Genomic DNA, 20,074 nt, shown 5'->3' with positions numbered 1-20,074 from the left:
CCTTGATCCGACCATGGAGGTGTCTTGCACGCGACCGAATGCAGCGTTTGTGAGCCGAATGAGAGACTTCTGAGCAAGCGCCGACCATGTCAGGCGCAAACCCCGCGGCTCATCGCCAGAAAAAGCCGCCCGGTGTGGTAACGGCGAAACCGCTGGAAGCCCGCCCTCCTCGCCGCGAAGGCCGAGGAGGGCGGAGCCATTTCAGCCGAGCTCCGGGGGCCCGTATCCCCCGCCGCCGGGTGTCTCGATTTCCAGCACGTCGCCCGGTTCCACCCGGACCGAGTCGCATCCCGCGAGGTGGACGACGCCTCCGTCCGCGCGCCGCACCCGGTTGACGCCCAGAGCGCCGGGGGCGCCGCCGGCCATGCCGTACGGCGGCACGCGGCGGTGGCCCGACAGCACGCTGACCGTCATCGGCTCGCGGAACCGGATGCGGCGCACCGCCCCGTCCCCGCCGCGCCACCGTCCGGCGCCGCCGCTGCCGCGCCGGACGGCGAACTCCTCCAGCAGCACGGGGAACCGCCACTCCAGCACCTCGGGGTCGGTCAGCCGGGAGTTCGTCATGTGGGTCTGCACCGCCGCCGCCCCGTCGAACCCGTCCCCCGCCCCGGACCCCGAGGCGACGGTCTCGTAGTACTGGCGCCGTTCGTCGCCGAAGCTGACGTTGTTCATCGTCCCCGACCCCTCGGCCTGGACGCCCAGCGCGGCGTAGATCGCGCCGGTGACGGCCTGCGAGGTCTCGACGTTGCCGGCGACCACGGCCGCGGGGTACGCCGGGGCCAGCATCGACCCCTCCGGCACGACGATGCGCAGGGGCCGCAGGCAGCCGTCGTTGAGCGGGATCTCGTCGGCCACCAGGGTGCGGAAGACGTACAGCACGGCGGCGGTGACCACGGCCGACGGCGCGTTGAGGTTGCCGTCGAGCTGGGGCGAGGTGCCGGTGAAGTCGATCGTCGCGGCGCGGCGGGCGCGGTCCACCGAGACGCGCACCGAGATCACGGCGCCGGAGTCCGTCTCGTAGCGGTAGCGGCCCTCGCTGAGGGCGTCGATCACCGCGCGGACCGCGCTCTCGGCGTTGTCCTGCACGTGCCGCATGTAGGCCCGCACGACGTCGAGGCCGAAGTGGCCGATCATCGCGCCGACCTCCTCGACGCCCTTGGCGTTCGCGGCGATCTGCGCGCGCAGGTCGGCCAGGTTGGTCGCGGGGTCCCTGGACGGATACGGCCCCTCGGTGAGCAGCCGCCACGTCTCCTTCTCGCGCAGGCCGTCGCGGTCCGCCAGCAGGCGGCAGTCGAACAGCACGCCCTCCTCGTGCACGCTCCTGCTTCCGGCGGGCATCGAGCCGGGCGTCAGCCCGCCGATCTCCGCGTGGTGGCCGCGGGAGGCCACGAAGAACAGGATCTCCCGGCCCGCGCCGTCGAAGACGGGGGTGACGACCGTGATGTCCGGCAGGTGGGTGCCGCCGTGGTAGGGGTCGTTGATCGCGTACACGTCGCCCGGCCGCATGCCGCCGCCCCTGCGGCGGACCACCTCCTTGACGCTCGCGCCCATCGACCCGAGGTGCACCGGGATGTGCGGCGCGTTGGCGATGAGGTCGCCGCCGGAGTCGAACAGCGCGCAGGAGAAGTCGAGCCGCTCCCGGATGTTCACCGACTGCGCGGTGGACCCCAGCCGGGCGCCCATCTGCTCCGCGACGGACATGAAGAGGTTGTTGAAGACCTCCAGCATCACGGGGTCGGCCTCGGTGGTCACGCCGGTGGCCCGGGGGCGCGCCCGCACCCGCTCCAGGACCAGGTGCCCGTACGGCGTCACCCCGGCCCGCCAGCCGTCGTCGACCACGGTGGTCGCGTCGGCCTCGGCCACGATCGCCGGGCCGCCGAGCGTGTCGCCGGGGCGCAGCCGTTCCCGCCGGTAGAGCGGCACCTCGCGCCACGCGCCGCCCGCGTACATCCGTACGACGTCCACCGGCCGCCCCTCGGCGTCCTCGGAAGCGGCGCCGGATCCGGAGGCGAGGCCCGAGAGGTCGGGCTGCTCGGTCAGGCCCACCGCCTCGACGGAGACCGCCTCCGCGACCAGCGGCCGGTCCATGAGGAAGGAGTACGTCCGCAGGTGGGCGGCCTCGAACGCGGTCACCATCGCGTCCGTGTCGGCCAGGTCCACCGGCAGCGGCGTGTCGGTGCCGTCGTAGCGCAGCCGCACCCGCCGAGTCACCCGGATCCGCCCGTCCGGCACCCCCTCCTCCAGCAGTTCGCGGCGGGCCGCCGCCTCCAGGGCGTCGGCGAGACCGGCCAGGCGCCGCGCCGCGGCGGGCTCCAGCCGGACCTCGACCGACTGCTCCCGCATCACGGTGGTGTCGGCCAGCCCGATGCCCAGGGCGGACAGCACGCCCGCCATCGGCGGCACCAGCACGGTGCGGATGCCGAGCGCGTCGGCCACCGCGCAGGCGTGCTGCCCTCCGGCGCCGCCGAACGTGGTGAGGGTGTATTCGGTGACGTCACGGCCCTTCCGCACGGAGATCTGCTTGATCGCGTTGGCGATGTTCTCGACCGCGACCCGCAGGTAGCCCTCGGCGACCTGCTCGGGGTCGCGCTCGTCGCCGGTCCGCGCGCGGATGTCCGCGGCCGCCTCGGTGAACCGCCGCCGCACCTCGCCGGTGTCCAGCGGCAGGTCGCCGTGCGGGCCGAAGACCTCGGGGAAGTGGCCGGGCTGGACGCGGCCGAGCATCACGTTGGCGTCGGTGAGGCACAGCGGGCCGCCGTTGCGGTAGCAGGCCGGGCCGGGGTCGGCCCCCGCGGAGTCCGGGCCGACCCGGTAGCGCCCGCCGTCGAAACGCAGGACCGACCCGCCGCCCGCCGCCACCGTGTGAATGGCGATCATCGGCGCGGACAGCCGTACGCCGGCCACCTGGGTCTGGACGACCCGCTCGTACGCGCCGGTGTAGTGGGACACGTCGGTCGAGGTGCCGCCCATGTCGAAGCCGATCACCTTGTCGAACCCGGCCAGCCGGGACATGCGCGCCATGCCGACGATGCCGCCGGCCGGGCCGGACAGGATCGCGTCCTTGCCACGGAAGTGCCCGGCCTCCGCCAGCCCGCCGTTCGACTGCATGAACATCAGCCGTACGCCGGGCAGTTGCCGGGCCACCGCCTCGACGTACCGGCGCAGGACGGGCGAGAGGTAGGCGTCGGCCACGGTGGTGTCCCCGCGCGGCACCAGCTTCATCAGCGGGCTGACCTCACTGGAGCACGACACCTGGGCGAAGCCGGTGCGCCTGGCCAGGCTCCCGATCGCCCGTTCGTGCGCCGGGTGCAGGTGGCTGTGCAGGCAGACCACCGCGACCGCGCGTACGCCCTCCTCGCGCAGCCGCCGCAGCTCCGGCGCGAGCCCTTCGAGATCGGGCGGCCGGAGCACCGTGCCGTCGGCGGTGATCCGCTCGTCCACCTCGGCCACGCGCTCGTACAGCATCTCCGGCAGCACGATCCGCCGGTCGAAGATGCGCGGCCGGTTCTGGTAGCCGATGCGCAGTGCGTCGCCGAACCCCTTGGTGATCACCAGCGCCGTGCGCTCGCCCCGGCGTTCCAGCAGGGCGTTGGTGGCGACCGTGGTGCCCATCCGCACCGACTCGATCCGCTCGACCGGGATCGGCTCGCCCGCCTGGACGCCCAGCAGGGCGCGGATGCCCGCCACCGCCGCGTCGGGATAGCGCGCCGGGTTCTCCGACAGGAGCTTGCGTGTCACCAGCCGCCCGTCCGGGCGCCGGGCGACGACGTCGGTGAACGTCCCGCCGCGGTCCACCCAGAACTGCCACCGGTCTCCAGGCATGGGACCCCCCTCCGCACGCCCGTACATCCCTTGTATCAGGGCCGCACGCCCCGGCCTTAATGGGGCGACATATCACCTCATGCCGGACATATGATCGAGTGCCGTTTTCCGGATCACACCGGAACGGTGCGAGGAAAGGTGGTTCCGGCAGTGACGTCCGTGCCCAGCGTGGAGCGCAGTGGGGGCATCGGCACCCTCGTCACCGGCAACCTGCTCGGCGGCGTCGCGGTCGCCTCCGGCATCGCGGTCGGCGGGCTGCTCCTGGAGCGGCTGGGCGGCACGTCCGTCGCCGGGCTCGGCCAGGCCGCGAGCGTGCTCGGCGCGGCGGTCGCCGCGGTGCCGCTTGCCGGGGTCGCGGCCCGGCACGGGCGGCGCCGTTCGCTCGTCCTCGGGTACGCGATCGCCGTGCTCGGCGGCGTGCTGATCGTCACGGCCGCCGTCGTCGCACAACTCGCCGTGCTGCTGGCCGGGCTGGCCATGTTCGGCGTCGGGCAGGCGGTGAACCTGCAGTCCCGGTACGCCGCCGCGGACGGCGCGGCCCCAGGCGCCCGGGCCAGGACGATGTCGATCGTCATCTGGGCGACCACGATCGGGTCCGTGGCCGGCCCCAACCTCAGCGAGGTCGCCGACCGGTTCGGCCGGTGGCTCGGGCTGCCCGGCCTCGCCGGCCCCTACGTGTTCTCGGTCGTGGCCTTCGCCCTGGCGGGCGCGGTGGTGGCGGTGTTCCTCCGGCCCGCCGTACGGTCGCCCGCGCCGGCCGGTGGCGAGGCGGACGAGAGCCGCCGGACGGTGGGAGCGGTGGCGGCACTGCGCTGGGCGGCGGGCGACCCCGCGGCGCGGTTCGCGGTCGTGCTCATCGCGGTGGCGCACGCGACGATGGTCATGGTGATGGTGATGACGCCGCTGCACATGCAGCACCACGGGATGTCGCTGCAGCTCGTGGGCGTGGTGATCAGCCTGCACGTGCTCGGCATGTACGCCCTCAGCCCGGTCTTCGGGTGGCTGGCCGACCGGCTCGGCGCGGTCCGCACGGCGTGCGCCGGGATGTTGATGCTCGCGGCGGCCGTCGTGCTCGGCTTCGTGGCCGTGTCCGCCTCCGAGGGCAGCGCCCTCACCGCGCTCGCGCTGATCGTGCTCGGCGTCGGCTGGTCGGCGTCGATGATCTCCGCGTCGGCGCTGCTCGCCGGCACCGCCGCGGACCACGTCCGGGTGCCGCTGCAGGGCGCCACCGACGCCGGCATGAACTACGCGGGCGCCGCGGCGGCCGCGCTGGCCGGGCCCATCCTCGCCGCCGGCGGCTTCCGCGCGGTCAACGTCGCGGCGGCGATCATCCTGGTGCCCGCCGTCGCGACGGCGGTCCCCGCCCTCCGCCGGCGCCGGGCGACCGCGAACGAGGCGGGGGACGACGGGCACCGCGCGCGGGCCGTCCGGCCCTGATCCGGTTCGGGAGAAGCCCCCCTCGTCACGACGACGAAAGGGGCATCCCGCCGACGGTCAGGACTCCCGCTTCGGGATGATCCGCTTGACCGCCACCGCGGCCGAGACCAGCGTGAACAGGCCCAGAGCGATCCAGAGCGCGTTCCAGCCCACGAACGGGGCGGTCAGCGCCGCACCGCCGAAGCCCGCCGCGACGCCCCCGATGGGTGGGTTGTTGTACATGTTCACCATTTCCTTTCCCGACGCCACACGGCGTCCCAGAAGGCTTTCGCCTGTGCGATCTGCAGGAAGACATCGAAGATCATTTCGACGAACAGCAGGGCGGCGACGGCCATCTGCCTGCCGCCCCTGCTCCGTACGGTCACGATCCGCTCGACCATGAAGACGCCGGTGACCGCCACCCAGAGCGGATGGAAGGTGAGCGTGCCCGTGACCGCGATCGACCAGGCCGTGGCGCCCAGGTACGCGAAGATCACAATGATCCCGATCAGCGACAGGAGCTGACGGCCCCAGTAGGGCAACGTGACCCGCGTCCAGCCGTAGTCGGTGAGGTTCTCCAGCGCTCCCCGCTTCCACCGCAGCCGCTGCTTGAACAGGTCCTTCCAGGTCTCCATGACCTCGGTGGTGAGCGTGCACTCCGCGGGACACAGGATGCGGAACCTCAGGTGCAGCAGCGCCAGGGTGAGCTCATTGTCCTCGGTCAGGACGCGCACGTCGTACACCTGGTCGCGGCCGGGGAGCCGGCCGCTGCGGCGGGCCCTCACGACCTCCTTGAGCGCGAGCGCGCGAAAGAGCGTCGCCGTCCCGGTGAGCACCAGCGCCTTTCCGTGCAGCCGCCGCACGTCCCGGGCGTAGCGCGCGTACTCGTTGCGCTGGAACATGCCCACCATGCCGCCGCCCGGCTTGCCGGTGAAGGTGCCTCCCACCGCGGCCAGTTCGCCGGTGGCCAGCCGGAGGACGGCGTGGTGGATGAAACCGGGATCGAGTGCCGAGTCCGCGTCCATGACCAGCACGGCGTGCCGGGACCCCAGCTGGGGCAGCAGGACTTCGAGCACCTGGTTGAGCGCGCCCGCCTTCTTGTGGCGGTTCCCGACCGTCCTGATCACCTCGGCGCCGTGCGCGCGTGCGATGTCCGCGGTCCTGTCGGTGCAATTGTCCGCGATCACGATGACGCGGTTGGGCCTGCGCCGCTGGCCGTGCAGCGACATCATCGTCTCGGCGATCTGGTCCTCTTCGTTGTGCGCGGGGACCAGCACGATGACGTGCATACGCGAGGGGTCGACCTCCGGGAGGTCCCGCTTGCCGTCGGCGCCCTTCGCGGCCCGGTGACGGCCCGTACCGGCCCCCGCGGGGTTGCCCGGGTGGACCGGCGTGACGGCGTGTCCGCCGCGCCCGGTCTCCAGCGGCCTGGGCAGAGTTTCCGACTGAACCACTTGAAACCCGTCCAGCTCCCAGCAAACCGCCGCATTGTGGTGACTACTTCCAAGAGGTTACACGCGTGATGGAAGTGACCGGTTGACATCAAAGCGACATAGGATGCTCTAGAAGATTTCAGTACGGGAACGGTGATGGAATGGGCAGGTCGGCTGTCGCCGTCCTACTGAACCTGTCCGCGGTCGCCGTCGCCGTCGCGGTCGCCTCCGGGTGCTCCGGCGCCCGTCAAGCGGCGCCGCCCGCGCCTCCCGTCAGTGCCTCCACTCCCCAGGCGCATCCGAAGGCCACCGCCCGCGCCCTGTCGTCGTCACCGCCGGTCATGCTGGAGATTCCGAAGATCGGGGTGCGGACCACGCTGATGACGCTCGGCAAGAATCCGGACGGGACGCTGGAGGTCCCGCCCCTCGACAGGGTCGACGAGGCCGGGTGGTACCGCCTCGGCCCGTCGCCCGGCTCACCCGGTCCCGCGGTCATCGCCGGTCACGTCGACTCGAAGAAGGGCCCCGGCGTCTTCTTCCGGCTCGGGGACCTGCGGCCGGGCGACACGGTGCGGATCTCCAGGAAGGACCACACCCAGGTGGTCTTCGAGGTGGACTCCCTGGAGAGCGTGCCGAAGGACCGCTTCCCCACCCGCAAGGTCTACGGGATGGTGAAGTCCCCCGGCCTGCGCCTCATCACCTGCGGCGGAGCCTTCGACACCGCCGGCGGCCACTACCGCGACAACGTCATCGTCTACGCCCACCTGGTCGCCGTACGCCACCCGCAGGCCCGTTGATCAACCGTACGGGACGGCTGCATCATCGTGAGGGCGTCCGCGGCTTCGCCATGAGCCGCCGGGCCATCCGGGTCGGAGACGAAAAGGGAGCGCGGGCATGCGGTTCGAGACCGGCGTCGACATCGACGCCTCCGCGGATCGGGTCTGGCGGGTCATGACGGACGTCGTCAGATGGCCCGAGTTCACCCCCACGATGACCACGGTCGAGCCCCTCGGCGACGGCCCGCTCAGCCTCGGCGGCCGGTTCAGGATCAAGCAGCCGGGGCTTCCCCCGATGGTCTGGCAGGTCAACGAGTTCACCGACGGCAGGTCCTTCGCCTGGCAGGCGACCGGCGGGGGCGTCACCACGATCGGGACGCACGTGCTCGCGCCCCGGGAGGGCGGGGTGTCGGTCCTGCTCGGGATCGACCAGTCCGGACCGCTGGCGCCGCTGATGAGCCTGCTGGTCGGCGGCCGGACCCGCAGGTACGTACGCACGGAGGCGGAGAGCCTCAAACGGCGCTGCGAGTCCGGCGAGGATGTGTGAGCGGTTCTGCCGACGGCGGGCCGGAGTCCGGGGACCCCGGCCCACGTGGGGTGACTACCGGGCCGGGTAGTCCGTGACGTACTGCGGCGCGCCGACCTTGGTCGTGTCGGCCGCGTCGCCGACGCCGTTGACGACGTGGTCGATCGTCCCGGCGCTGAGGTTGACCGTCATGATGTGGTGCAGCCTCACGCCCGGGGTCTGCGGGACCTCGAAGCCGTTCTCGGTGTGGATCTGCGGGTTGTTCTGGTTGAAGACGTAGACACCCGCGCCGTAGAGGTTGTGCCGCTTCACGCGGTCGCCGACCTTGTAGCCGGCATAGCCCTCCACGGAGCCGTTCATCCAGTCGGCCTGCGTGGGCGGGTCGTACGGCAGCTCGTTCTGGTAGAGGATCGTCGTGCCGTCCTCGCCGTTCCAGACCGTGTTGTAGCGCTGGAAGTGCTCGACGAACAGGCCGGTCGCCGTCACGTGGTCGCCGTTGATGACGGCGCCGTAGCGGCCGATGTTGGTGTTCCAGCGCTGCGTGTCGGTGAAGCCTTCGACGCCGTGGTCGGCGCGCCACACCCAGGTGTGGTCGATGAGCACGTTGTCGCTGTCGACCTCGAGCGCGGTCTCGGTCTTGCCGACGTGCGGCCCGCCGACCCGGAAGTACACGTCGGACAGCGTCGTCGGGTTGTCCGCCGAGGTCCGGTGGCCGCCGTGCCTGCCGCCCACCCGCAGCAGGGCGGGGGACTTCTGGAGGCCCGCGTCGACGGTGACTCCCGCGACGACCACGCCGGGGACGTCGGCGACGTCGAGCGGGACCGCGCCGCGTACGGCGGTGAGGGTGGCGTGCCCGAGCCCGAGGACAACGGTGTCCGGGCGCTTGACCTCGATGCTCCGCGCGATGTCGTACACGCCGGGTGTGAGCAGCAGGTTCTTGCCGCGCGCGAGCTGGCTGTTGATGGCCTGCACCGAGTCGGACGGCTTCGCGACGTAGAAGTCCGACAGCGGCAGCGTGCGGCCCGGCGTCATGCCGTTCGCCCACGAGACGCCGCGCGTGTTCTTCCTGGCGGCGGGCACGCGGACGTTGAGCCCGCCCTGCGCGTCGGCGTACAGGTAGGGCTTCTCCCGGCTGACGGGGGTGTTCTCCAGCGTGGTGTAGGGCGGGTTCGGGAAGCCGGACTCGTCCGGCGCGCCGACGACGCCCGAGAAGACCTGGTTCCACACGGCGTTGGACCACCCGGCGACCTCGGTGTTGCGGGTCAGCCACTGCTGCTGCGAACCGTTCGTGACGGACGGCAGCCGGGAGTCGGCGATGAAGCCGCCGCTGGCGTACTGCGGGCCTGCGGTGCAGTAGTCCATCAGCGACAGGGTGCCGCCGCTGACGTTGAGGCGGCGCATGGAGACCGCCTGCGAGACGGCCCAGAAGTTCGCCGACTGGCGGCAGCCGTCCTGGCCCGCCGCGTTGATGTTGATCGACAGGTTCGACAGCGTGCGCCAGAAGTTGACGAGCGCGAGGCAGTTGCCGGTGCCGTTGTTCTCCAGGCAGCGGTTGTAGACCTCGACCTTGCCGTTGATGACGACGTCGGTGGGCGAGGCGCCCAGGCCGGCGATCTCGGTGTAGTAGCCGACCTTGATCTGGAGCGGGTGCTCGGCGGTGCCGTACGTGCCGGGCTTGAAGAGGTAGGCGTGGCGCTCGGTGCCCATCTCGTTGTCGACCTGCGCCGAGTGCGCCGCGTCCAGGGTCGCCTGGATCTGGTCGACCGGCATGCTCGGGTCGAAGACGGTGACGTTGGGCCCGAGGTCGGGGGCTCCTCCGTGATTCCCGTGGTTCGCGGAGGCCGGGGCCGGTGCGGCGGCGGTGGCGGCCGTCGTTCCCGCCGTCACGACGGCGGTCGTGAGCACGAGACCGAACGTGAACGCCCGGCCGATCAGCCGGCGGCCGGAGCGCCGCCTGGTGGGACTCCCAGTGTCAGGAGTCTGGGTCGTCATACGGTTCGTCCTTTCCGCTGCGTACGCAGCCGAGAGAGCGCTCTCTCGCGAGCCCGCCTTGTATCAAGCCCTGAAAAAAATGCGTGGGACGTTTGTACCGCGCGAACCGGCCCCGGCGCCATCCCTTGATTTTCCGCAGCCAGCTCCTCCGAGACGCCGAACCGCCCCGGAGCGGGCAGTGGCTCCGGGGCGGTCCAGCGCTCGGATCAGGCGCTCTCCCTGACGAACTCGGCGTGCGCCGCGGCCAGACGGCCGCCGACCTCGGCCGTGCTGATGAGCACGGACATGTTCGCCCTGGACGACCGGCCCTCGGTGGCCGCGTCCACCGCGCGCATCAGATACTTGGTGATCGCGTTGCCGCGGACGCCGTCCCGCTCGGCGGCGGCCATCGCACCGGCGATGGCGGCGTCCACCTCGGACGCGTCGATCGCGTCCTCCTCCCGCACCGGCGTGGTGATCAGGAACGAGCTGTTGTTGCCCAGCGCCCAGTGGTTCTCCACCGCCCGCGCGATCACCCGCTCGTCGTCCAGCCGCTGCGGGCTGCGGATGCCGCTGGAGACGCAGTAGAACGCGGGGAAGTCGTCCGACCGGTACGACACCACCGGCACGCAGTGGGTCTCCAGATACTCCATCGTCAGGTTCAGGTCGAGGATGCTCTTGGCCCCGGCGCAGACGACGGCCACCTTCGACCGGGTGAACTGGATCAGGTCGGAGGAGACGTCCATCGTCTTCTCCGCGCCCCGGTGCACGCCGCCGATGCCGGCCGACGAGAAGAACGGGATGCCGGCCAGTTCGGCCGCCACCACCGAGCTCGCCACGGTCAGCGCGCCGAGCCCGCCCTGGGCCAGGATCACCGGCAGGTCCCGGCTGCTGACCTTGGGGATGCCGGGCGTCGAGGCGAACCGCTCGACGTCCTCGTCGGTCATGCCGACCTTGATCCGCCCGCCCTCGACGCAGATCGTGGCCGGGACGGCGCCGCCCGCGCGGACCGCGTCCTCGACCTTCCGCGCGGTCGCGGCGTTGTCCGGATAACGCAGGCCGTGGGTGATGACGTTCGACTCCAGCGCCACCACCGGCCGGCCCTCGGCGAGTGCGTCCGCGACCTCCTCGCTGTACACCAGCGGGACGCGCCCATGCTCCCGGGTCATCGTCGCCCCTCAGTTCGCGGCCGGGCCGTAGTTCGGCAGCTTGTTCAGCTTGTGCTTCTGGTTGAGGATCTCCGGGATGTAGACCTTCTCGTCCCACAGCTCCTTGGCGACCGGCTCCAGGATGATCGACACCGAGCCCTCCTCGCAGCCGAAGGCGCTCGTCATCGCCTTGGTCACCGCGGCGACCAGGTCGGAGTGCTGCTGCTCGGTGAGGGGGACCGGGAAGTGCTTGATGCTGACGTGCGGCATGATGATCTCCTTACGGTGGGTCCCGAGACGATCCCTGATGGCTTCGACCAGCTCGTCGATCTCCGGATCCCTGAGCAGGCCGTAGTGATCGGCTTCCAGGTCGACGACGACCGGGGCCGTCGCCGAATAGCCGCTGCTGTTCTCCAGGAACGAGTAGTCGTCGCCCCTGGCCTTGAAGATGGTGATCGGCGCGTCGATCCGCCGCCGGGCCAGCTCCCGGAAGGTGTAGCTGAACTCGAAGGTCTCCCCCACCACCCGCATGATCCGGCGTACGAGGTCGATGTCCAGGTCGGGGAAGTGGCGGTGGACGAAGGCGGCGAAGCTCTCCTCGTCCACGGCCTCGGCCAGGCACCGCTCCAGCAGCGGCCCGGTGATCGTGCCGGCGAAGACCGAGAAGAGGATCGTCACGTACGCCTTGTTGCCGAAGCCGGCCTCGCGCTCGTGCTCGGACGTGCCCGCCAGGTGGACCTTCGGCGAGCCCGGCGCGATCAGGAACAGGTGCTCCACCCGCTCGCCGGCCTGCTCAAGCTGGTAGGCGGCCTCGAACGCGACGCGCGCGCCGAACGAGTATCCCCACAGCGTGTACGGACCCGACGGCTGCAGCCGCCGGATCGCCTTGACGTCCTCGGCCGCCATCTCGCCGATGGTCGCGTACGGGATCTCCTCGGGGTTGATCCCGTACGCCTGGATCCCGTAGAAGGGCTGGGTGGCGCCCATCCTGGCGGCCAGCGTGCGCAGGTTCATCGTGTAGCCGCCGAGGCCGGGCCAGCAGTAGACGGGCCGGCCCGCGCCCTCCCGCTGCAACGGCACCAGCCGGGAGCACGCCTCGGACTCGCGTCCGTCGACCCGCCGGGCGAGCTTCTCGATCGTTGGGCACTCGAACAGCACCTGGAGGGGCAGCGAGCCGCAGAACTCCCGGTTGATCTTGTTGATCAGCCCGACGGCGATGAGCGAGTTGCCGCCGGAGGCGAAGAAGTCGTCCTGCACCGAGACGGTCTCCCGCTTCATCGCCTTCTTCCACAGCTCGGCGATCCGGCGCTCGGTCGTGGTCCGCGGCGCGACGTACGGCCGGTCGGCGTTGTCCACGTTCGTGGCGTCGGACTCGGCCAGCCCCTTGACGTCGATCTTCCCGTTCGCCGTGAACGGGAGCCGGTCCAGCACGACGACCTTGTTGGGGATCATGTAGTCCGGCAGGAAGTTGATCAGGTCGTCCCTGATCATCTCCGCCGGTCCCTTCATGTGGACCGAGTCCTCCTTCATCCCCTCGCTCAGCCGCTGCTCATCGCTCACTCGGCCACCGATGAAGAAGTAGGACGGACCCGTGGGCCGGCCGAGCTCACGGAGGATGCCGTCGATCCGCCGCGCCGAGGGCAGGTCGTCGCCGGACTTCGAGCTGTATCCGGACGACATGAACCCGATGTTCACGTCGTTCATCGACAGGTGCTGCAGCGTGCGTCCCAGGTCGATGTAGCGCAGCCAGTCCTCGTCGTTCCTGCTGATCACCGAGATGCCGAGGCTCGACCGGTCGTAGACCGCCTGGTTGATCGCGATGACCTGCTTCTTGAGGATGAGCTCGTCGGAGATCAGCCGCAGCCGGCCGTTCTCGTAGGCGTACTGGCCCGCCCGCAGGTCGGCGATCTTCCCGGGGTGCGCCTGGACGTAGAGGTCGACCTCGTCCTGGCGCGGCCCGGCGTACGGGACCAGCTCGAACGTGCCGAGGTAGTAGTCCTCGGCGGCGCAGTCCAGGTGGTCCTTCGTGGCCGGCGCGTACTCCAGGGCCCTGATGTCCAGGCCGTACTCGGGCAGCACCTCTTCGAACAAACCGACCATGTGGCCGGTCTCGATCTCCAGGACCTCGCGGATGTTGTTCTTGTAGACCGGCTCTATCGCCCGCTTCTTGCCGACGAAGTGCAGCCTCACCCGCGGCTCCGCTCCCCCGGCGGCCGGCCCGATCAGCACGAGCCGGTGGTGCACGGGGTGGTGGTAGTAGAAGCCCGGCCGCAGGCCGCCGATCCCGTTGATCTCCAGGTAGAGCTGGGTCGCGTACAACGCCCCCGGCGAGGCGTACGCGTACTTCGGCAGCAGACGCTCCTCGCTGAGGTGCTGGCCGAAGTAGCGCAGGATCTCGCCGAGCTCCTCCAGGCCGACAGTGCCGAGGCCGCGGGAACGCGCGCCCTCGGTCTTCCTGGCCAGCAGCTTCAGGATGTCGCCCCGGCCGAGCTCCCCGCCCTCGTAGAACCGGTAGGTCTTGCGGGCGAACGCCAGGCCGCGTTGCCGCGCGGTCGCCTGCTTGCCCGGCAGGTCGATCACCGGCCTGCCGTCGAGCTCCGCGGCGTCCCGGACGCCGGGGTTGGACAACTGCGTCCTGACCTGGAGCCTGCTCGCCTTGGACTGGTGGTGGGCGCCGTGGTTGCCCTGGTCCATCAGCGCCGCTTCCTTGGGATTCAGCTCCACGCAGGCGATCAGGTTCTGGAACCCGGTGCGCGGGTCGTTCTTGACGATGACCGCGGCGTGCTTGACCCAGTCGTGGGTCTCGATGGCCAGCTTGATCTCGTCCAGCTCGACCCGGAACCCGCGCAGCTTGACCTGGTTGTCCGCGCGGCCGACGAACTGGACGGTGCCGTCGGCGTTCCAGTACGCGAGGTCGCCGGTCTTGAACAGCCTGCCCTCGCCGAACGGGTTGTCCACGAACCGCTCGGCGGTCAGCTCGCGCCTGTGCAGGTAGCCGCGGGCGACCTGGACGCCTCCGATGAACAGCTCGCCGATCTCGCCGACGGCCACCGGCGCCCCGGCCAGGTCGAGGATGTGGTAGTCGGTGTGGTCGACCGGCGCCCCGATCGAGATCGCGTTCGGGCCCTCGTCGACGGTCGCCGGGTTCACCGTGTAGGCCGACGAGTTGATCGTGCACTCGGTGGGGCCGTACAGGTTGACCAGCGCGCACCCGGGCATGGCGTCGAGGAAGCTCGTCGCGAGCGTCTTGGACAGGACCTCGCCGCCGGTGAAGACCTGCGTGAGCGAGGTGCAGCTCTGCAGTTCCTCGGTGTCGAGCAGCGCCGTCAGCAGCGTCGGAACGCACTGCAGCGTGGTGACGTCGTGCGTCCTGATGACCTCGACCAGCCGCTCGGCGTCCCGGTAGACCCCGGGCGGGCCGACGACGACCACGGAGCCGCAGACCGGCGCGAGGATCTCCCACTGCGCCGCGTCGAAGCTCATCGGCGTCTTCTGCACGATGACCTTGTCCTGGCCGATCCCGTAGGCGGCCCGCAGCCACCGCATCTGGCTGACGATGCTGCGGTGCTCGATCATCACGCCCTTCGGCTTGCCGGTGCTGCCGGAGGTGTAGATGACGTACGCGAGGTTGCCGGGACGCAGGCCCGGGTGGCGATCGAGGTGGTCATCGGGGTGCCGGTCGCCTCCGGGCGAACCCGCGAACCGTTCCGCGTCCTTCAGGGTGACGATCCGCGTCCCGGCGGGCGCCAGCTCGGTCAGCCTGCCCACGAGCTCGTCCTGCGTGACGACGACCCGCACGCCGGCGTCCTCGATCATGTAGCGCAGGCGCTCTTCCGGGTATTCGGGGGACAGCGGCAGGTAGGCACCGCCGGCCCGAAGGATTCCCCACACGCCGACCATCAGGTCGATCGACGGCTCGACGAAGAGCCCCACACATTCGTCGAGGTCCACGCCGAGCTCCCGCAGGTGCCGGCCGAGGGCCGCGCCGCCCTCCGCGAGTTCGCGGAAGGTCAGCCGCCGCTCTCCGCAGACGACCGCCGTGGCGTCCGGGCGCGACCGGGCCTGGGCGTCGAGCAGATCGGGAAGACAGGTGTCCTCGGGTGATTCCCGCCTCGCTTCAGCGACTGGAGTGGTGATCATTTCCTCCCCCTGCGATGGGCGGACAAGGGTTACTGGGAAACCGCGGCCCTCGGCGCCGCCACCCGTTCCCGCGCTCCCCCGCGGGGTGACCGGCCTGGGCTGCGCCGCAAGCCGGTCGGGCCTACCGCCGGGCCGTCGGGAGGTGAAGCCTGTGGAGGCCACGTGAAACCCTGGGGTGGGTTCGTCCCGGGGGCTGTGCCGCCGGTGCGGCAGAAAGATCCGACCGGCGACGGTTGGAGTCCCCTCCCCTCGGGGAGGGGAGGATGTCAGCGGGTGATGTCCGTACCGAAGTACCGGTCGCCGAAGTCGCCGATGCCGGGGATCATGTAGGCGTTCTCGTTCAGCCGTTCCTCGATGGCCGAGGTGACGATCCGCAGGTTCGGGTGACGCGCGTGGACCGCGTCGATGCCCTCCGGCGCCGACAGCAGGGTGACGAAGACGATGTCGTCCTCCGCGACCCCGTGGTCGAGCAGCACCTCGATGGCGGCCAGCGCGGTCCCGCCGGTGGCCAGCATCGGGTCCAGCAGCAGCACGCTCCTGCGGTCGATGTCCGCGGGCAGCGCGGAGTAGTACAGCCGCGGCAGCTTCGTCACCTTGTCGCGCTGGATGAGGATCTTGCCGATCCGCACTCCCGGCGACATCGCCCGCAGCTCGGACTCCATGCTCTCCCCGGCGCGCAGGACGGACACCCCGCAGATCGGCAGGGCCGGCCGCAGGCCGTGGTAGGTGCGCCCCACCGGGGTCTGCACGTCGAACGGCTCGAACGGCAGGAGGTCCAGGGCCGTCTCGATGAGCTGGCGGATGATCCGGCCCGACGTGGTGACGAAGCGCCCCAGGTCGGCGTCCCGGTCGCGGATGACCGTGTGCAGCGCCCGCAGCTGCCTGGTCTGCGGCAGCAGATGTACGGTGCCGGTGGCCTGCGCCGTCGTGATGGTCATGCCTTCTCACCCGCCTCCAGCTGGGCGAAGGCCCTGCGGGCCTCCTGGACGAACTTGCGCACCTTCAGCCGGTCCTTGCGGCGGGTCACCGGGTCCTCCAGGCCGGTGTGCGCGTCGACCGCGGCCGGGCGGACCTCGGTGATCGCGGCGGCGACGTTGTCCGGGTTCAGCCCGCCGGCGAGCATCAGCGGCTTGGGCGAGATCCGGACCAGTTCGGCGCTGATCGACCAGTCGTGCAGCAGTCCGGTGGCGCCCTTGGCACCGGTGGCCGGGTTGAAGGTGTCGGTGATGAACATGTCGACCCACTCGGCCGCCTCATCCACGATCGCGGTCAGCTCGTCGAGGTTGTCCTGCTTGACCACGAGGCTCTTGAGCACGTACAGGTCGGGGGCGATCCGCCGCAGCTTCCGCAGTTCCTCGGCCGTCACGTCGCCGTGCAGCTGGATCGCGGTGACGCCCAGCTGCTCGCAGAATTCCTTGATCTCCTCGGCGTCGGTCAGGTAGGTGATGATGACGCCCCTGTGCTCCGGCTGGATCTCCTTGACGATCGCCGCGGCGTCCTCCTCGGACAGGTCCTCGTTCTTCGCCGGCAGCCGCAAGGCGAAGCCGAGCCAGTCCGCGCCTTCCTCGCGGATCAGGTCCGCCTCGGCCTGGTCGATGACACCGGCCACCTGAATCAGTCCCTGCATGTTGACCCGCCTTTCGAACCGGCCTGAGCGGCCTCGGTCGGAAACGAATTGCAAACGGCCATGAACATGGCATTGAACAGCCCGCGACAGGACGGCCATTAGAGAGGGAATTCGCAGCGGCGCGAATACTCCGGGCCTGCGAGGCCTATTCAGAATTCGCGTCGGCGGGCTTTTCCCACAACCCCTAGCGGCCCCACAGCATGTCAGGACGATCCAGGGCACCTTTGGACTTTTCGGGTGCCCCCGGCGCGAGCACGGAAGAGACGGCCGGCAACCCCACATGACCCCTATCGGGAAACGGCCCGTCCCGAGTCGTGCGCGGCTCTCGTTGACCCGCCGGGAAACGCGGAAATAGCCTCCGTTTCCAAGTGCCCCGACGAGCACGCGCGAGAAACGGCGGTGGCGAGAATGCACCACGAGCAATCGCTTTCCCCGGACGATTCGCCGGTGCGGTGCCCGGCCCCCCGGGGCGCCGTCTCGCGCCCGCTCACGCCGCCCGGGTGCCGCCACCGGCCCGCGCGTCTCGAACCCGGCCGGCCTCCCGTCTGGCCAATCGCTTAGCACTAAGGTAATCTCTCTTAGTACTAAGCGACTTCGCCTGCCGCTCGTCCGCGGCCGCCGGGGCCGATCGGCACCAGAGCACGACCCGACCGACGTACGACGTCAGTTCTCGCCTGCCCGACCGGGCCCACGCGCACAGGAGGAACCAGATGACAGTCATCGAGTCCGTCTCCGCCGGGACCGGCAAACCGGATCGCGTCCCCCTCAAGAACTGGCTCGCGGTGATCGCCGTCTCACTGGGGACCTTCCTGGTGGTGACCGTCGAGAACCTGCCCATGGGCCTGCTCACGGCCATCGGCGGCGGCCTGCACGTCTCCGACGGCGAAGTCGGCCTGATGGTGACCGTGTCCGGCCTGGTCGCCGCCGTCACCGCACCGCTGCTGCCCGTGGCGATCCGCGGGCTGGACCGGCGGGTGGTCCTGCTCGGCCTGATCCTGCTGGCGCTGGTGGCCAACGTCGTGTCCGCGGTGACCCCGTCGTACGCCGTGCTGATGGTGGCCCGGCTGTTCGTGGGCGTCAGCATCGGCGGGTTCTGGGCGCTCGCCGGGGGCCTCGGCGTCCGGCTCGTCCCCGAGACACACGTCGCGAAGGCCACTTCGTTGATCTTCTTCGGCGCCATGGCCGCCAACGTCCTCGGTGTCCCCGCGGGCACGCTCGTCGGCGAGCTCACCGGCTGGCGCGTCGCGTTCGGCGTGGTCGCCGCGGTCGCGCTCCTGCTGGTGATCGCGCTGGCCGTGCTGCTGCCGAAGATGCCGGCGTCCGAGCCCGTACGGCTGCGCACGCTGGGCGAGCAACTGCGCACGCCCGCCGTCCGGGTCGGCGTCCTCGCCACCTTCCTGCTGGTGTCCGGGCACTACGGCGCCTTCACGTTCGTCAGCCCGATCCTGCAGGACGTCTCCGGGGTCGGCGCGGCGTTCGTCGGCCCGCTGCTGCTGGCGTACGGCGTGGCCGGGATGGCCGGCAACCTCATCGCCGGCTCGTGGGCGGGCCGCAACGTCCGCGCCACGATCGTCGCGGTCAGCGTCGCGCTCGCGGTCATCCTGGCGGCGTTCCCGTTCCTCGGCGGCAACGCGGTCACCGGGTCGATCCTGTTGATCGCATGGGGGTTCGCGTTCGGCGGCCTGCCGGTGAGCGTGCAGACCTGGATCATCAAGGCGGCGCCGCAGGGCGTCGAGGCCGCCACCGGGCTGAACACCTGCATGTTCAACCTGGCGATCGCGCTGGGAGCGCTGTTCGCCAGCCTCATCGTCGGGGCGGTCGCCGTGACCGGCGTGCTGTGGGTCGCGGCGGGACTCGTGGTCCTGACGTCGCTGGTGGTGTCCGGCACCAGGCGGGTCGAGCGGGTCTAGGACGCCCGCTCGTCGCCCAGTGACAGCAGCAGTTGCCTGAGGGTCTCGGCCAGGTTCTCCCGCTGGGCGGGGGTGAGCCCGGCGAGCAGGCGCCGTTCGGTGTCCACGTGGTCCGGCAGCGCCCGGTCGATGAGCTCGCGACCGGCGTCGGTCAGATCGACGTGGACACCACGGCCGTCGACGTCACTGGGCGTCCGCGTCACCAGGCCCCGCGCCTCCAGCCGGTCGAGGCGCTGGGTGACCGCCCCTGAAGTGATCATGGCCGAGCGCATCAGCTCCGCCGGGGCCTGCCGGCCGCCGCGGCGGAGGGTGGCCAGGACGTCGAACGACGAGGGGTCCAGGTCGTGCTCGGCGAAGGTGCGGCGCAGCTCGTTGTTGACGAGCTGCGTCAGCCTCGACAGCCGGCCGAAGACCGCCATCGGGGACACGTCCAGGTCAGGGCGGGCGTCGGCCCACTGCCGCAGGACGTGGTCCACATGATCGGGCACACCGCAAGGTTACCGCCCGCGGCACCCCCGAAATCGAGAGGAAGAAGCAGAGGCATGCGCATCACAGTGTTCGGGGCGACCGGGAACGTGGGCAGACGCGTCGTCGCCGAGGCCGTGTCCCGCGGACACGAGGTGACCGGCGTGGCCCGCAATCCGGTGCGGCTCGCCGGACTGCCCGGCGAGGCGCGCGTCCGCGTCGGCGACGCGACCGACGTGGACGACGTCGTCGCGCTGACCACCGGGCAGGACCTGGTGATCACCGCGACCTGCCCGGCGCCCGGTGACGAGAGCCAACTGGTCACGGTCGCCACCACGCTGCTCACGGCGTGCGCCAAGACCGGCGTACGCCTGCTGCTGGTCGGCGGCGCGGGCAGCCTCACCGTCGAGGGCGGCGGCCGCCTGATGGACCGGCCGGGCTATCCGTCCTTCCTGCTGCCGATCGCGGCGGCGTGCGTCGGGCAACTGGCGGCCTGCCGGGCGAACACCGTCGTGGACTGGGCCTACCTGAGCCCACCCGACCTGCTCGTCCCCGGTGAGCGGACCGGCCTGTACCGGGTGGGCGGCGACGAGCTGGTGGTCGACGCCGACGGCGAATCCCGGATCTCGATCGAGGACCTCGCGGTGGCGTTGCTGGACGAGGCCGAACAACCGCGCCACCACCGGACCCGTTTCACCGTCGCGTACTGACCTCAGGCAGACCACGGCTCGGCCGGGCGCACCGCGCGTCGTGCTGGCTGGAGGAGCTGGGTGTGAGCGGTCTGAGCGAGGTCGGCGAGCCGACGTTCTCGGGGCTGGCGGAACGGCACCGGCGGGAGCC

General features: G+C 70.9%; 14 protein-coding genes and 1 pseudogene. 5 read left to right on the top strand and 10 right to left on the bottom strand.

The features are described 5' to 3' along the window. Positions 1 to 201 precede the first annotated feature (201 nt). Positions 202 to 3,822: a hydantoinase B/oxoprolinase family protein gene (locus Msi02_RS33025; protein WP_204051808.1), complete on the bottom strand. Its 3,621-nt coding sequence runs from the start codon at positions 3,820 to 3,822 to the stop codon at positions 202 to 204. Positions 3,823 to 3,972: 150 nt separating this feature from the next. Here Msi02_RS33025 and Msi02_RS33020 point away from each other — a divergent pair, with 150 nt between their 5' ends. Continuing rightward, the gene (locus tag Msi02_RS33020; protein WP_204051807.1) at positions 3,973 to 5,259 is read left to right on the top strand and encodes an MFS transporter; all 1,287 of its coding nucleotides are present in this window, start codon (positions 3,973 to 3,975) and stop codon (positions 5,257 to 5,259) included. A gap of 57 nt (positions 5,260 to 5,316) precedes the next feature. On the opposite strand, the gene Msi02_RS33015 is transcribed toward Msi02_RS33020, so the two are convergent. Further along, entirely contained in the window at positions 5,317 to 5,481 is a 165-nt protein-coding gene (locus Msi02_RS33015) for a hypothetical protein (protein WP_179155170.1), read from the bottom strand. A gap of 2 nt (positions 5,482 to 5,483) precedes the next feature. Then, positions 5,484 to 6,692, bottom strand: a complete 1,209-nt coding sequence (locus Msi02_RS33010; RefSeq protein ID WP_204051806.1) for a glycosyltransferase family 2 protein — start codon at positions 6,690 to 6,692, stop codon at positions 5,484 to 5,486. Positions 6,693 to 6,832: 140 nt separating this feature from the next. Between Msi02_RS33010 and Msi02_RS33005 the strand changes: the two genes are divergently transcribed. Both Msi02_RS33005 and Msi02_RS33000 read left to right on the top strand, forming a co-directional pair. Continuing rightward, positions 6,833 to 7,468, top strand: coding sequence for a class F sortase (locus Msi02_RS33005; protein ID WP_204051805.1), 636 nt, complete (start codon positions 6,833 to 6,835; stop codon positions 7,466 to 7,468). Between the two features lie 97 nt (positions 7,469 to 7,565). After that, positions 7,566 to 7,994 carry an SRPBCC family protein gene (locus Msi02_RS33000; protein WP_204051804.1) on the top strand — a complete coding sequence of 143 codons (429 nt, stop codon included), beginning with the start codon at positions 7,566 to 7,568 and terminating at the stop codon, positions 7,992 to 7,994. Between the two features lie 54 nt (positions 7,995 to 8,048). Here the strand turns inward: Msi02_RS33000 and Msi02_RS32995 are convergent, their stop codons facing one another. The 6 genes and pseudogenes from Msi02_RS32995 to Msi02_RS32975 all read right to left on the bottom strand — a co-directional run bounded on the left by Msi02_RS32995 (position 8,049) and on the right by Msi02_RS32975 (position 16,859). Then, positions 8,049 to 9,965: a pectate lyase-like domain-containing protein gene (locus Msi02_RS32995; protein ID WP_239108943.1), complete on the bottom strand. Its 1,917-nt coding sequence runs from the start codon at positions 9,963 to 9,965 to the stop codon at positions 8,049 to 8,051. Between the two features lie 206 nt (positions 9,966 to 10,171). Beyond that, positions 10,172 to 11,113: a pseudouridine-5'-phosphate glycosidase gene (locus Msi02_RS32990; RefSeq protein WP_204051803.1), complete on the bottom strand. Its 942-nt coding sequence runs from the start codon at positions 11,111 to 11,113 to the stop codon at positions 10,172 to 10,174. Between the two features lie 9 nt (positions 11,114 to 11,122). Beyond that, positions 11,123 to 12,544 carry a thioesterase domain-containing protein gene (locus tag Msi02_RS44835; protein WP_444543494.1) on the bottom strand — a complete coding sequence of 474 codons (1,422 nt, stop codon included), beginning with the start codon at positions 12,542 to 12,544 and terminating at the stop codon, positions 11,123 to 11,125. A 1,380-nt stretch (positions 12,545 to 13,924) separates the two neighbouring features. Then, positions 13,925 to 15,232: pseudogene (locus Msi02_RS44830) on the bottom strand (non-ribosomal peptide synthetase); the annotation flags it as partial. A gap of 266 nt (positions 15,233 to 15,498) precedes the next feature. Beyond that, positions 15,499 to 16,170 (bottom strand): uracil phosphoribosyltransferase, encoded by a 672-nt coding sequence (upp, locus tag Msi02_RS32980; RefSeq protein ID WP_204051801.1) that lies wholly within the window; start codon positions 16,168 to 16,170, stop codon positions 15,499 to 15,501. Further along, entirely contained in the window at positions 16,167 to 16,859 is a 693-nt protein-coding gene (locus Msi02_RS32975) for a phosphoribosylanthranilate isomerase (RefSeq protein ID WP_204051800.1), read from the bottom strand. Before Msi02_RS32975 ends, upp begins: the two co-directional genes overlap by 4 nt. A 710-nt stretch (positions 16,860 to 17,569) precedes the next feature. On the opposite strand from Msi02_RS32975, the gene Msi02_RS32970 reads away from it, so the two are divergent. Further along, on the top strand, positions 17,570 to 18,769 hold the full coding sequence (locus Msi02_RS32970; RefSeq protein ID WP_204051799.1) for an MFS transporter: 1,200 nt from the start codon (positions 17,570 to 17,572) through the stop codon (positions 18,767 to 18,769). On the opposite strand, the gene Msi02_RS32965 is transcribed toward Msi02_RS32970, so the two are convergent. Continuing rightward, positions 18,766 to 19,257 (bottom strand): MarR family winged helix-turn-helix transcriptional regulator, encoded by a 492-nt coding sequence (locus Msi02_RS32965; RefSeq protein ID WP_143737302.1) that lies wholly within the window; start codon positions 19,255 to 19,257, stop codon positions 18,766 to 18,768. The genes Msi02_RS32970 and Msi02_RS32965 overlap by 4 nt on opposite strands. Positions 19,258 to 19,311: 54 nt before the next feature. Here Msi02_RS32965 and Msi02_RS32960 point away from each other — a divergent pair, with 54 nt between their 5' ends. Further along, positions 19,312 to 19,944 (top strand): NAD(P)-dependent oxidoreductase, encoded by a 633-nt coding sequence (locus tag Msi02_RS32960; protein ID WP_204051798.1) that lies wholly within the window; start codon positions 19,312 to 19,314, stop codon positions 19,942 to 19,944. The last annotated feature ends 130 nt before the right edge of the window (positions 19,945 to 20,074 follow it).

Source organism: Microbispora siamensis, from assembly GCF_016863095.1.
In the GTDB taxonomy this organism is placed as follows: domain Bacteria; phylum Actinomycetota; class Actinomycetes; order Streptosporangiales; family Streptosporangiaceae; genus Microbispora; species Microbispora siamensis.
Note: the sequence above shows the minus strand (reverse complement) of the source record. Positions and strands in the feature narration are given on the sequence as shown.